12 protein-coding genes are annotated in these 12,600 nt (G+C 66.0%); 4 read left to right on the plus strand and 8 right to left on the minus strand.

Features of this window, described 5'->3' with window-relative positions; all coding sequences use genetic code 11:
• Positions 1-224 precede the first annotated feature (224 nt).
• Both hemH and LDJ84_RS25115 read right to left on the minus strand, forming a co-directional pair.
• On the minus strand, positions 225-1,247 hold the full coding sequence (gene hemH / locus LDJ84_RS25110; protein ID WP_024762582.1) for a ferrochelatase: 1,023 nt from the start codon (positions 1,245-1,247) through the stop codon (positions 225-227).
• A 123-nt stretch (positions 1,248-1,370) separates the two neighbouring features.
• Positions 1,371-2,276 carry a TIGR01777 family oxidoreductase gene (locus tag LDJ84_RS25115; protein WP_084358743.1) on the minus strand — a complete coding sequence of 302 codons (906 nt, stop codon included), beginning with the start codon at positions 2,274-2,276 and terminating at the stop codon, positions 1,371-1,373.
• 275 nt (positions 2,277-2,551) lie between these two features.
• Here LDJ84_RS25115 and LDJ84_RS25120 point away from each other — a divergent pair, with 275 nt between their 5' ends.
• The 4 genes from LDJ84_RS25120 to phrB all read left to right on the plus strand — a co-directional run bounded on the left by LDJ84_RS25120 (position 2,552) and on the right by phrB (position 7,038).
• Positions 2,552-3,535 carry an NAD(P)/FAD-dependent oxidoreductase gene (locus LDJ84_RS25120; RefSeq protein ID WP_226045576.1) on the plus strand — a complete coding sequence of 328 codons (984 nt, stop codon included), beginning with the start codon at positions 2,552-2,554 and terminating at the stop codon, positions 3,533-3,535.
• 150 nt (positions 3,536-3,685) lie between these two features.
• Positions 3,686-4,645, plus strand: coding sequence for a YbgA family protein (locus LDJ84_RS25125; RefSeq protein ID WP_037011966.1), 960 nt, complete (start codon positions 3,686-3,688; stop codon positions 4,643-4,645).
• Positions 4,646-4,663: 18 nt separating this feature from the next.
• Positions 4,664-5,614 carry a MerR family transcriptional regulator gene (locus LDJ84_RS25130; protein ID WP_084358744.1) on the plus strand — a complete coding sequence of 317 codons (951 nt, stop codon included), beginning with the start codon at positions 4,664-4,666 and terminating at the stop codon, positions 5,612-5,614.
• Positions 5,611-7,038 (plus strand): deoxyribodipyrimidine photo-lyase, encoded by a 1,428-nt coding sequence (phrB, locus tag LDJ84_RS25135; protein WP_196912739.1) that lies wholly within the window; start codon positions 5,611-5,613, stop codon positions 7,036-7,038. Before LDJ84_RS25130 ends, phrB begins: the two co-directional genes overlap by 4 nt.
• A gap of 86 nt (positions 7,039-7,124) precedes the next feature.
• Here the strand turns inward: phrB and LDJ84_RS25140 are convergent, their stop codons facing one another.
• From LDJ84_RS25140 to hemA, 6 genes are all read right to left on the minus strand, one after another.
• On the minus strand, positions 7,125-7,646 hold the full coding sequence (locus LDJ84_RS25140; RefSeq protein WP_084358746.1) for an acyloxyacyl hydrolase: 522 nt from the start codon (positions 7,644-7,646) through the stop codon (positions 7,125-7,127).
• 115 nt (positions 7,647-7,761) lie between these two features.
• On the minus strand, positions 7,762-8,556 hold the full coding sequence (gene murI, locus LDJ84_RS25145; RefSeq protein WP_024762575.1) for a glutamate racemase: 795 nt from the start codon (positions 8,554-8,556) through the stop codon (positions 7,762-7,764).
• Positions 8,549-9,304, minus strand: a complete 756-nt coding sequence (locus LDJ84_RS25150; protein ID WP_084358747.1) for a molybdopterin-synthase adenylyltransferase MoeB — start codon at positions 9,302-9,304, stop codon at positions 8,549-8,551. The genes murI and LDJ84_RS25150 overlap by 8 nt, the downstream gene beginning before the upstream one ends.
• Positions 9,298-10,128, minus strand: coding sequence for a peptide chain release factor N(5)-glutamine methyltransferase (gene prmC / locus LDJ84_RS25155; protein WP_084358748.1), 831 nt, complete (start codon positions 10,126-10,128; stop codon positions 9,298-9,300). Before prmC ends, LDJ84_RS25150 begins: the two co-directional genes overlap by 7 nt.
• Positions 10,129-10,142: 14 nt before the next feature.
• Positions 10,143-11,225: a peptide chain release factor 1 gene (gene prfA / locus LDJ84_RS25160; protein WP_024762573.1), complete on the minus strand. Its 1,083-nt coding sequence runs from the start codon at positions 11,223-11,225 to the stop codon at positions 10,143-10,145.
• Positions 11,222-12,490 (minus strand): glutamyl-tRNA reductase, encoded by a 1,269-nt coding sequence (gene hemA / locus LDJ84_RS25165; protein WP_038803562.1) that lies wholly within the window; start codon positions 12,488-12,490, stop codon positions 11,222-11,224. The genes prfA and hemA overlap by 4 nt, the downstream gene beginning before the upstream one ends.
• Positions 12,491-12,600: the final 110 nt, after the last annotated feature.

Consider the following 12,600-nt stretch of genomic DNA (forward strand, 5'->3'; position numbering starts at 1 on the left):
CCGTTGGCTGATGAATGGGTGGTCAGAGGCTGGCCGCCGGGTTTCAGCAGGGGCGCTCCTACGAAGAGCAGGCAAGTACCGGAGATACTCTCACCCCAGCCCTCTCCCAAAGGGAGAGGGTGCAATCCGAGCCGGCTGACGCTGAGCTTTCATCCTGTACCGAACGCTCCCCTCTCCCTCAGGGAGAGGGTCAGGGTGAGGGGAAGCCAGAGCGCCAAAGTCGATCAGATCGCGGCCGGCGTCCGCTCGCACAACTTCGCCAACGCCCGCGCCCACAACTCCTGGTCATTCAGGCAAGGCACCAGCACCAGCTCCTCGCCACCTGCCGCACGGAACTGCTCGTTGCCGCGCTGGCCGATTTCTTCCAGCGTCTCGATGCAATCGGCGACGAAGGCCGGGCACATCACCAGCAGCCGTTTCACGCCCTGCTTGCCGAGTTTGTCCAGCTGTGCCTCGGTATAGGGCTCGATCCACTTGTTGCGTCCCAGACGCGACTGGAAGGACACCGACCAGCGCCCGTCCTCCAGCCCGGCACCCGCGGCGAAGTCTTCGGCCGTGCGCAGGCACTGGCTGCGGTAACAGACAGCCATGACGTCCTCGTGCACGCCCCGGCTGGAGCTGGCGGTGAGGTCGTGGCTCTTGTCCTTCACCAGCTTGCGGATGTGAGACTCGGGCAAGCCATGGAAGCTCAGCAACAGATGGTCATAGGGCTGCTCCAGATAGGGCTTCACGCTATCCACCAGCGCCTGGCGGTACTCGGGCTCCGCGTAGAACGGCGGCAGCACCTTCAGCTCCAGCTTGAGGCCATGCTCGCGCATGACCCGGCGGGCTTCCTCGATGGCGGTGGTGGTGGTGCTGTCGGCGAACTGCGGGTAGAGCGGCGCGAAGGTCACCTGGGTAATGCCCTGCTGGCTCAGGCGCAGCAGCGCACCCTCGATGGACGGCTCGCCGTAGCGCATGCCCAGCTCCACCGGGCCATGCGACCAGAACGGCCGGACGGCCTCCTGCAGGCGGCGGCTCAGCACGACCAGCGGCGAGCCGTCGTCCCACCAGATCGACGCATAGGCATGGGCGGACTCCTCCGGGCGCTTGCGCAGCACCAGCGAAACCAGCAGCCGGCGAATCGGCCAGGGCAGATCGATCACGTAGGGGTCCATGAGGAATTGATCGAGGTAGCGGCGCACGTCCTCGACCCGGGTGGAAGCCGGCGATCCCAGGTTGACCAGCAGGAGGGCGTTTTGGGTCATGCAGTGTCCTTAAACCGGTGCGGTAGGCGGTCATCGTGCGGGCTGCGCAGTTTACACGCAGCTCGCTCCATCAAGAGGCCCCGAGGCTGTCACCGATGTCGCAGGGCCTCGGCAGGCCGGGGTTCAGCGGGCCTCGCGAAGCACGTCGGCCAGGGCCTCCTTCAGCTCCGGGAAACGAAACTCGAAGCCGGCGTCCAGCAGGCGTCGCGGCACGATGCGCTGGCCGCCCAGCAGCAGGGTCGACATCTCGCCCAGCAGCAGGCGCAGGGCGAAACCCGGCATGGGCATCAGCGTCGGCCGGTGCAGTGCCTGGCCCAGCTCCTGGGTGAAGTCACGGTTGCGCACCGGCTGCGGCGCGCAAGCATTATAGGGACCCTCGGCATCGGCCTTGCGCAAAAGAAAATCGATCAGGGCGATCTGGTCCTCTATATGGATCCAGGACATCCACTGGCGACCGTCCCCCAATCGCCCGCCCGCGCCCAGGCGGAACGGCGGCAACAGGCGCTTGAGGAAGCCACCTTCGGGCGCCAGCACCAACCCGGTACGCACCAGGACCACACGGATGCCCAGTGCCTCGGCCTCGCGGGCGATCTGCTCCCAGGCCAAGCACAGCTCGCTGGCGAAGTCTTCGCCGGCCGCTGCGCTGTTCTCTTCCAACGGGCGCTCACCCGCGTCGCCATACCAGCCGACCGCCGAGCCGTTGATCAGCACTGCCGGGCGTTGGCTGCGGCTTTCCAGCCAGGCCACCAGGCGCTCGGTCAGGCGCACCCGGCTGTCCCACAGCAAGGCCTTGCGCCGGGCACTCCACGGCTTGTCGGCAATCGGCTCGCCGGCCAGGTTGACCACTGCGTCCAGCGGCCCATCGCCATAGCCTTCGAAGTCGGCGATGCCGCGCACCGTCTCGCCGCACAGCGACGGAACGCGCTGCGGCTGGCGGCTGAGCACGGTGAGCTGGTGCCCCTTGGCGCTCCACTGGCGGCAGAGGCGGCGGCCGATCAGGCCGGTACCGCCGGTCAAGAGAATATGCATGGCGAACTCCTTGTTGCGTTGTTCCACCTTCCATCAGTCTGGACGAGAGGGAGGCGATTGCATTGACACTCCCTCTGCGGCGAGGTCTACGCTGTAAGTGCCGGAACCCGAGCCGGGCTCATCTCTGAATGAACCGATGCGGCACCGAAGGTTCCGATGATCGGATTCCTATCGATGACGAGCGCAGGCAACTGAAACACAATTGTACAGATAGTTTCGTTTGTACAAGAGTATCCCGCTCGTTACGCTGAAAGACCCAGAATACGAGGCATGTCATGAGCGCCCCCATTGCCATTATCGGCACCGGTATCGCCGGACTCTCGGCGGCCCACGCCCTGCGTGACGCCGGACAGGACGTCCAGCTGTTCGACAAGGGCCACGGCAGCGGCGGCCGGATGGCCAGCAAGCGCAGCGAGGCCGGTGCACTGGACCTCGGCGCACAGTACTTCACCGCCCGCGACCGCCGCTTCCTCGACGCCATTCAGCAGTGGCGCGAGCATGGCTGGGTCGCCGAATGGGACCCAGCCCTCTACCAGTACCGCGACGGCGAGCTCAGCCCCTCTCCCGACGAGCAGCCACGCTGGGTCGGCACCCCGCGCATGAGCGCGATTACTCGTGCACTGCTGCAGGACCAGGTCGTCACCTTCGCCTGCCGCATCACCGAGGTATACCGCGGCGAGGAGCACTGGCACCTGCAGGACTCCGAGGGGCAGACGCACGGTCCGTTCAGCCGCGTGCTGGTCGCCGCCCCTGCGCCACAGGCCGCCGCCCTCCTGGCCAGCGCGCCTAAGCTGGCCGCCGCCGCCGCGAGCATTCCCATGGAACCCACCTGGGCCGTCGCCCTGGCCTTCCGCGAACCGCTGGATACGCCGGTGCAAGGCTGCTTCGTCCACGAGGGCCCGCTGTCCTGGCTGGCCAGCAACCACTCCAAGCCGGGGCGCGACGAACAACTGGACACCTGGGTGCTGCACGCCGCCAGCGGCTGGAGCAAGCAGCACATCGACCTGCCCAAGGAAAGCGTGATCGAACACCTGCGCGGGGCCTTCGCCGAGTTGATCGGCTGCGCCGTGCACGCGCCCGACTTCGCACTCGCCCACCGCTGGCTCTACGCCCGGCCCATGGAAGCCCATCAGTTCGGCGCCCTCGCCGATGCTGACCTGGGCATCTACGCCTGCGGCGACTGGTGCCTTTCCGGTCGCGTCGAAGGCGCCTGGCTGAGCGGCCTGGAAGCCGCCCGCCGCCTGCTCGAACACCTCTGATCGCGCACGGCCCTCACCTTCCGGAGAGGCCGTGAAGCCCCACGCTGGCGTCCCGCCCCTGTACAAAGCTTTGCACTTGTACAGGCTTGCGTCTATCCTGGCCGATAGTTGTACAAATAAATCATCATGTACAAGAAATCGGTCAAAACCATGTCCAGCATCCCGCCACGTCCCAAGCTCGGCATCAGCGCCTGCCTGCTGGGCGAACCGGTGCGCTACAACGGCGGGCACAAGGCCTCGCGACTGTGCCTGGACGTGCTCAGCCGCTATTTCGACTTCGTCCCGCTGTGCCCAGAAGTCGCCATCGGCCTCGGCGTGCCACGCCCAACCCTGCGTCTGGTGGGCGACCAGGATGATCCCCGCGCGCTGATCCAGCGCGAGGGCGGCCGCGACGTCAGCGAAGCCCTGCGCAATTTCGGCCGCCAGCAGGCCACTCTGCAGCAGGACATCTGTGGCTACATCTTCATGCAGCAATCGCCCTCCTGCGGCCTGCACCGGGTGAAGCTGTACCGCTTCGACGGCCAGTTGCGCTCAGCGGGCGGGCGCGGGCTGTATACGGAAACCTTCTGCGCCGCGCGCCCGGAACTGCCGGTGGAAGAAGAAGGCCGGCTCAACGATCCGGTAATCCGCGAGAACTTCCTCACTCGCGTCTTCGCCTGCGCCGAATGGCAGAAGCTCTGTACCCAGGGCCTCACGCGCCATGCAGTGATCACCTTCCACTCGCGCTACAAGTACCAGCTGCTGGCACACAACCCGCGTCAGTACAGCGCCCTCGGCCAGCGTCTGGCGAAGATCGGCGAACAACCGCTGGAAGACTTCGCCCCGGGATATTTCCGCGACTTCATGCAGGCCCTGGGTAGTTGCGCCACCCGCGGTACCCACAGCAATGTCCTGCAGCACCTGGCCGGCTACCTCAAGCACGACCTGCCCTCCGCCGAGAAGGCCGAGATGCAGCGCCTGATCGATCAGTACCGCGAAGGCGTGATACCGCTGGTGGTGCCGCTGACCCTGCTCAAGCACCACTTCCGCCTGCACCCGCACCCCTACATCGACGCTCAGGCTTACCTGCAACCGCACCCGGAAGACCTGAGCCTGCGCAATGCCATCTGACGTACCCACAGGATCCCCATGAACCCCGACCACCCTCACCGCGAGTCGGACGACGACTACCGCCAGGCCCTGGCCGACGGCTGGCTGCCGATCCGCGAAGTATCCCGGCGCACCGGCGTCAACCCGGTCACCCTGCGCGCCTGGGAACGCCGCTACGGCCTGGTCGTCCCCCAGCGCACGCCCAAGGGCCACCGCCTCTACTCCGAAGCGCAGATCTCGCGCATCCAGGCCATCCTTACTTGGCTCGGCCGAGGCGTGGCAGTGAGCAAGATCCGCGCGCTACTCGACGACAACGCGCCGCTGCCGGTGGACACCTCCGCCTCCCCCTGGGACGACCTGCGCCAGCAATGCATCGCCGCCATCGGCCGAATCAGCGAGCGCCAGTTGGACGAACTGTTCAATGGCGCGCTGGCGATCTACCCCGCACAGACACTCTGCGAACAATTGATGCTGCCGCTGCTGGACGAACTGGAACGGCGCTGGCAGGGCCAGTTCGGCGCGCAGCTGGAACGGGTGTTCTTCCATACCTGGCTGCGCACCAAGTTCGGCACCCGCCTGTACCACCACAACCGCCAGCAACGCGGTGCCCCGCTGCTGCTGGTCAACCAGTCCGGCTTGCCGCTGGAGCCGGGCCTGTGGCTCACCGCCTGGCTGGCCAGCAGCGCCGGCTGCCCACTGGAAATACTCGACTGCCCGCTACCGCCGGGCGAGTTGGCACTGGCGGTGGAGCGACTGCAGCCACGCGCCGTGCTGCTCTACTCCAGCCACACGCTGAATCTGTTGCAACTGCCCAGACTGCTGGCTGGCGTCGACTGCCCGCGCCTGCTGGCCGGCCCCGCCACTGCCATCCACCCCGATGCGCTGCAGGAACTGGCCATCGGCGAACCGCCGCTGCACCTGGCGAGCGACCCAGTCGCCGCGTTCGACCTGCTGCGCGAGCTGCACCTGCTCAACGGGGAGGCTGCATGAAGCGCCAACTCGTCTGGCTGCGCACCGACCTGCGCCTGCGCGACAACAGTGCCCTGCACGCCGCCGCCGAGCGCGGACCGGTGATAGCCCTTTACCTGCTCAGCCCCAGCCAGTGGCAACGCCACGACGATGCACCGAGCAAGGTCGACTTCTGGCTGCGCAACCTGCGCGAGCTGCGCACCGGCCTCGGCGAGCTGCACATCCCGCTGCTCATCCGCACAGCGGACTACTGGGACGAGGCACCGAAGGTCATCGCGCAACTCTGCCGCGAGCTGGACATCGAGACGCTGCACGTGAACGAGGAGTACGGCGTCAACGAAACGGCCCGCGACGCCGCCGTGGAGAGGGAGCTGGTGCACAGCGGTGTCCGCTTGCGCAGCCACCTTGACCAGCTGTTCTTCACACCCGGCACCCTCCTCACCAAGAGCGGCACCTACTTCCAGGTCTACAGCCAGTTCCGCAAGGTCTGCTACGAACGCCTCAACCTGAGCGTACCCAGCCTTGTGCCTGCGCCCCGCTCACAGCAGGAGCTGAATATCGCCAGCGATGAGGTGCCCGAATACATAGAAGGCTTCGAGCCTCCGCCGCCGCAACTGCGCGAAGAATGGCCCGCCGGCGAAGACGCCGCGCACGAGCGCATCGTGCTGTTCACCGACGAGATCCTCAGGACCTACCAGGACACCCGCGACCTTCCCGCCCGCGACGGCACCAGCCGCCTATCGCCCTACCTGGCCGCTGGCGTGCTCTCGCCCCGGCAATGCCTGCATGCGGCGCTGGCGAATAACCATGGCGAGTTCGAGACCGGCAACAGTGGCGCAGTCAGCTGGATCAACGAGCTGCTCTGGCGCGAGTTCTACAAGCACATCCTGGTCGGCTTCCCGCGCGTGAGCCGGCACCGCGCATTCCGCGAAGACACCGAGAAGCTGAAGTGGCGCCAGGACAAGAAGGACCTGGAAGACTGGCAGCAGGGTCGTACCGGCTTCCCCATCATCGACGCCGCCATGCGCCAGTTGCTCGCCACCGGCTGGATGCACAACCGCCTGCGCATGGTGGTGGCGATGTTCCTGACCAAGAACCTGCTGATCGACTGGCGCGAGGGGGAACGCTGGTTCATGCGCCACCTGATCGACGGCGACCTGGCGGCGAACAACGGCGGCTGGCAGTGGAGCGCCTCCACGGGGACCGATGCGGCGCCCTACTTCCGCATCTTCAACCCGATCTCGCAATCCGAGCGCTTCGACCCGGACGGCCGATTCATCCGCCGCTGGGTTCCGGAGCTGGCCGGACTGCAGGGGCGCGCGCTGCACGATCCGTCGAAGCAGGGCCTGTTCGGGCCTGACGGTTATCCACAGCCGATGTGCGACCTCTCGGCCACGCGGGAGCGGGCGCTGGAGGCGTTCAAAAGCCTCGCAAACTCCCGCTGAGGCCCCTCTTCGTGGGTGCGGCTGAACCTCGATATGGCGCACATAAAAAAGCCGGGCGCTGGGCCCGGCTTTTTATCAGCGATCTGTTACAGCGGATGCGTGTAATAAAGGCTGTAGGATTCGATGCCATCGTTCGGCTGGCTGATACCGGCGTTGGAGTAGTGCATGGCCCGGACACCCAAGGCCTGGCCCTCTCCGAAACGCAGGCCGACGCCCAGGCGATCCTCGAAGTTGAAGGCGCCACCCAGGTCCTGGTCGCCGACACGGGAACCGCTGAAGACGGCTACGCCGATACCTGCCTCAACGAAGGGTTTGACCTTCTCGCCGGAAAATTCGTAGACGAATACCGGGCTGAAGGACAGCGAGTGGCGTCCACTGGCTTGGTCACCGCCTTCCCAGTAGGTGTAGCCGGCGTCCCAGTAACCGGTGAGGCGGCCCGTCGAAGTTTCCCACCAACTCTTGTCCCAGTCGAAACCCAGGCCCAGTCGGTAGGTCATGTCGTTCTGCCCGGTGAAACCGACAGCGCCGGTCAGGCTGGCTGCCTGCGAAGAGACCATGTATCCGAGAGTCAGAGCTGCCACAGTGGCAAGCGAGAGCAGTTTCTTCATCGAAACGTCCTTTATTAGAAAGCTGAATGAAAAATCCCCGCGAATAGCTGGCAATTATAAGGCCATTTGTCAGCATTTACTGACAGACCAAAGTAGATAGCTAGCTATTTTTCCATCAGCCAGGGAAGTGACTGACAGGTTCGTCAGTTCCCCAGAGCACTGGCAATACCGGTTCAAAGGCTTCGACTGCGCCGCTGGTCCATAGCTCAATTTTTTTTGCGTGGCCTTCAGCCAGCATCCCCCGTGCCTGCAGCACCCGCTCAAGCTGGCGAGCTACGGCGGCCCCGGTGTCGATCAGCGAAACGTCCGCGGGCACCAGTTGGCGCAGCAGCGGACGCAAAAAAGGATAGTGCGTGCAGCCCAGGATCAGCGTGTCGCAGCCTTCGGCCAGCAGCGGCGCAACATAACTCATCAGCAGTTCACGGGTCTGGGGGCCGTCCAGATCGCCCAGCTCGATGCGCTCCACCAACCCAGGACAAGGCTGGGTGATAACCCTCACATCGCTGGCGAAACGATCCAGCAACGCGGCGAATCGCGCACTCTTCAAGGTCCCGGTGGTGGCGAGTACGCCCACCACACCGCTGCGGGTCGCCTCGGCGGCGGGCTTCACCGCCGGCTCCATGGCAACGATGGGCAGCTGTGGATAAAGCTCGCGCAGGTCGGCGGCCGCAGCGGCCGTTGCAGTGTTGCAGGCCAGCACCAACGCCTTGGCGCCACGGCCCAGAAGGAATTCGGCGATGGCACGGCAACGCGCGCGGATGTACTCGGGAGTCTTCTCGCCGTAGGGTACATGGCCGCAGTCGGCGAGATAGATCAGCGATTCATGGGGCAGCCGCGCGCGGATTTCGTGGAGGACGCTCAGGCCGCCCACGCCGGAGTCGAACACACCGACCGGCGCGGCATCAGCCATGTGCCGCTCCGCACACGGCGCACTGCGGATCGCGCTTGACCCGCAGCTCGCGGAAGCGCGAGCCCAGCGCATCGATCAGCAGCAGGCGGCCCACCAGCGGCTCGCCGAAACCAGCCAGCAGCTTCAGCGCTTCCAATGCCTGCAGGCTGCCCACCAGGCCCACCAGCGGACCGACCACGCCGGCCTCGCTGCAAGTCAGCTCGGCTTCGCTGCCATGGCCATAGAGGCAGTGGTAGCAGGGGCTTTCCTCACGGCGCAGGTCAAACACCGAGAGCTGCCCTTCCAGGCGAATGGCCGCGCCACTCACCAGCGGCTTCTTCGCGGCAACGCAGGCGGCGTTGACCGCCTCCCGGGTGCCGAAGTTGTCGCAGCAATCCAGTACGAGATCGACGGCAGCAACCGCGGCGTCGAGGGAGTCGGCGTCCAGCGCCTGGCGATGGGCGACCAGCTTCACGTCCGGATTGATCGCCGTGAGGCGGGCAATGGCGGAATCCACCTTGCTCACTCCCACGCTGTCGCTGTCGTGGATGATCTGCCGCTGCAGGTTGGTCAGGTCGACCGTATCGAAGTCCGCCAGGTGCAGCTCGCCGACACCGGCAGCGGCCAGATACAGCGCCACCGGCGCACCAAGGCCACCAAGGCCGACGATCAGCACACGGCTGTCTTTCAGGCGTAGCTGGCCATCCACATCGATCTGCGGCAGGAGAATCTGCCGGCTGTAACGCAGCAGTTCGTTGTCGGTCAGCATGTCCAGCGCCCCAGGCTGATGCGTTCGTGGCCGCCCAGGTCACGGCGGCTTTCCACGGCAGTGAAGCCGCGGCCCAGCAGCAGGTCGCGCACGGCGTCGGGCTGGTCGAAGCCATGTTCGAGCATCAGCCAACCGCCATTTTCCAGATGGTTCGGCGCCTGGTTGATGATCAGGCGGATGTCGTCCAGCCCGTCCTGGCCGGAGACCAAAGCACTCGACGGCTCGAAGCGCACGTCGCCCTGCTTCAGGTGCGGGTCGGTACTGGGAATGTAGGGTGGGTTGCTGACGATCAGCGAGAAGCGCTCGCCATTGACCGCAGAAAACCAGTGACTGGCACGGAAGGCGACGTTGGCCAGGCGCAGGCGCTCGCGGTTGCGCTCGGCCAGGGCCACGGCCTCGGGAATGCGGTCCACACCCAGCACTTGCCAGCTTAGGCGCTCACAGGCCAGCGCGAGGGCAATGGCGCCAGTGCCGGTGCCCAGGTCGAGCACGCGGGAAGGCGAGGCCGGCAGCAGCGCCAGCGCGGTCTCCACCAGCAGTTCGGTGTCCGGGCGCGGGATCAGGGTATGCGGCGCGACTTCCAGGTCCAGGCTCCAGAAGCCCTGGCGGCCAAGGATGTAGGCCACCGGCTCGCCGGCTAGGCGGCGCGCCAGGTAGCGGTCGAAGAGGTCGTGCGCCTCGCGGCTGACCACGCGTTCGGGCCAGGTGCGCAGGAAGCTGCGCGGTTTGCCCAACGCGGCGGCGAGCAACAGCTCGGCATCCAGGCGCGCACTGGGCGAGTCCGGCAATTGCGCCTCGTTGAGCAGAGTCATGATGGTTGCCATGGTCTGTCGCTCTCTTAATCGCCGAGCGCGGCCAGCTGGTCGGCCTGGAACTCTTGCAGCAAGGGCTCGATCACTTGCTCCACCGCGCCTTCCATCACTTCCCCCAGGGAATACAGGGTCAGGTTGATGCGGTGATCGGTGACGCGCCCCTGAGGGAAATTGTACGTGCGGATGCGCTCGGAGCGATCACCCGAACCGACCAGCAGCTTGCGCGTGCTGGCGATCGCCTGCTGGGCCGCGGCCTGCTGCTGGTCGTTGAGCTTGGCCGCCAGCCAGGCCATCGCCTTGGCGCGGTTCTTGTGCTGCGAACGCTCTTCCTGGCACTCGACCACAATGCCCGACGGAATGTGCGTGATGCGCACCGCCGAGTCGGTCTTGTTCACGTGCTGGCCGCCGGCACCGGAGGAGCGGTAGGTGTCCACGCGCAGGTCGGCTGGGTTGATCTCGATGGCCGCCTGTTCGTCCGGCTCGGGCAGCACCGCGACGGTGCACGCCGAGGTGTGGATACGACCCTGGGACTCGGTCGCCGGCACACGCTGCACGCGGTGTGCGCCGGACTCGAACTTGAGCTTGGCGAAGACGCTTTCGCCCTCGACGCGGGCAATCACTTCCTTATAGCCGCCATGCTCTCCCTCGTTCTCGGACATGACTTCCACTCGCCAGCCCTGCTTCTCGGCGTAGCGCGAGTACATGCGGAACAGGTCGCCGGAGAAGATCGCGGCTTCGTCGCCGCCGGTGCCGGCGCGGATTTCCAGGAAGACGTTGCGGCCGTCGTTGGGGTCCTTGGGCAGCAGCATGCGCTGCAGGCGGTCCTCCAGGCCAACCAGCGCACTCTTCGCTTCGGCGACTTCTTCCTCGGCCATTTCGCGCAGGTCCGGGTCGCTGTCCTTGAGCAGCGCCTGGGCGCCTTCAAGATCGGACTGCACCTTGCGGAACTCGCGGAAGGCAAGGATCACCGGCTCCACCTCGGCGTACTCACGGGAGTAGGCGCGGAACTTGGTCTGGTCGCTGATCACCTCGGCGTCGCCCAGGAGCGCAGTGAGCTCTTCGAAGCGATCGCTGAGGATATCCAGCTTTTTCAGGAGGGACGCTTTCATCGCTTGTCAGTGCCCTCCTCGAGGGCGAACAGTTCCTGCGCGACGGCCAGCGCATCGATGCGGCCCTCGGCGGAGAGTTTCTTCATCTGCACGCTGGGGGCGTGCAGCAATTTATTGGTCAGGCCACGGCTGAGCTGGGCGATGACTTCCATCGGGTCGGCGCCATTGGCCAGCAGACGCTGGGCCTTCTGGGTTTCCTCGTCGCGCAGGCGCTCGGCCTGCTGGCGATAGGCGCGCAGCACGTCGACCGCGGCCAGTTCGCGCAGGCGCTGCATGAACTCGACGACGCCATCGCCGACAAGCTCCTCAGCGGCCTGGGCGGCGCCCTGGCGGCTCTTGAGGTTCTCGGCGACCACTTCGTGGAGGTCGTCGACGCTATAGAGGTAGACGTCTTCCAGCTCGCCGACTTCCGGCTCGATATCGCGCGGCACGGCGATATCGACCATGAACATCGGCTTGTGCCGGCGCTGCTTCAAGGCTCGCTCCACCGCGCCCTTGCCGAGGATGGGCAACTGGCTGGCGGTGGAACTGATGACGATGTCGCTGTTGACCAGCTCGTCCGGCATGTCTGCCAGCAGGATGGCGCGGGCGCCGAACTGCTCAGCCAGTTGGCTGGCGCGCTCCAGGGTGCGGTTGGCGACCACGATGCGCTTCACGCCCTGCTCGTGCAGGTGGCGGGCGACCAGCGTGATGGTCTCGCCGGCGCCGATCAGCAACGCCTGGCTGCGGCTCAGGTCGCTGAATATCTGCCGGGCCAGGCTTACAGCGGCGAATGCGACCGACACCGGGTTCTCGCCGATGGCCGTGTCGGTGCGCACGGTCTTGGCGGTGCTGAAGGTAGCCTGGAACAGGCGCCCGAGCATCGGCCCGACGGTGCCGGCCTCGCGGGCCACCGCGTAGGCGGACTTCATCTGCCCGAGTATCTGCGGCTCGCCCAGTACCATGGAATCCAGGCCGGCCGCCACGCGCATCATGTGGCGCACGGCTTCCTCGTCCTGGTGGACGTAGGCGCAGGCGCGCAGGTCATCGATGCCCAGGTTGTGGTAATCGGCCAGCCAGGCCAGCACGTCGCCGGCATCCGGGTGTTCGATCTCCAGGTAGAGCTCGCTGCGGTTGCAGGTGGAGAGGATCGCGGCCTCGCGGCTGGAGGTCAGCCTGCACAGCAGCTGCAGGGCCTCGACCATCTGCTCGGGAGTAAAAGCCACGCGCTCGCGCACGGCCACGGACGCGGTCTTGTGGTTGATGCCGAGGGCAATGAAGGCCATGCAGAATCGCTGATGCTGATCGGAAAGCCCGCAATTGTCCTACTTAGGCCAGTGAAGGACAACCACCCGCGACGTATCGCACACTGCAAATCGTATACAGGCCATCCAGC

This window comes from Pseudomonas sp. HS-18, from assembly GCF_020401845.1.
Taxonomy (GTDB): Bacteria; Pseudomonadota; Gammaproteobacteria; order Pseudomonadales; family Pseudomonadaceae; genus Pseudomonas; species Pseudomonas nitroreducens.

Bases quoted from the DNA above. Each gene is read 5' to 3' on its own strand.
- hemH (WP_024762582.1), bottom strand. From the start codon at position 1,247: ATGACCCAAAACGCCCTCCTGCTGGTCAACCTGGGATCGCCGGCTTCC.
- LDJ84_RS25115 (WP_084358743.1), bottom strand. From the start codon at position 2,276: ATGCATATTCTCTTGACCGGCGGTACCGGCCTGATCGGCCGCCGCCTC.
- LDJ84_RS25120 (WP_226045576.1), top strand. From the start codon at position 2,552: ATGAGCGCCCCCATTGCCATTATCGGCACCGGTATCGCCGGACTCTCG.
- LDJ84_RS25125 (WP_037011966.1), top strand. From the start codon at position 3,686: ATGTCCAGCATCCCGCCACGTCCCAAGCTCGGCATCAGCGCCTGCCTG.
- LDJ84_RS25130 (WP_084358744.1), top strand. From the start codon at position 4,664: ATGAACCCCGACCACCCTCACCGCGAGTCGGACGACGACTACCGCCAG.
- phrB (WP_196912739.1), top strand. From the start codon at position 5,611: ATGAAGCGCCAACTCGTCTGGCTGCGCACCGACCTGCGCCTGCGCGAC.
- LDJ84_RS25140 (WP_084358746.1), bottom strand. From the start codon at position 7,646: ATGAAGAAACTGCTCTCGCTTGCCACTGTGGCAGCTCTGACTCTCGGA.
- murI (WP_024762575.1), bottom strand. From the start codon at position 8,556: ATGGCTGATGCCGCGCCGGTCGGTGTGTTCGACTCCGGCGTGGGCGGC.
- LDJ84_RS25150 (WP_084358747.1), bottom strand. From the start codon at position 9,304: ATGCTGACCGACAACGAACTGCTGCGTTACAGCCGGCAGATTCTCCTG.
- prmC (WP_084358748.1), bottom strand. From the start codon at position 10,128: ATGGCAACCATCATGACTCTGCTCAACGAGGCGCAATTGCCGGACTCG.
- prfA (WP_024762573.1), bottom strand. From the start codon at position 11,225: ATGAAAGCGTCCCTCCTGAAAAAGCTGGATATCCTCAGCGATCGCTTC.
- hemA (WP_038803562.1), bottom strand. From the start codon at position 12,490: ATGGCCTTCATTGCCCTCGGCATCAACCACAAGACCGCGTCCGTGGCC.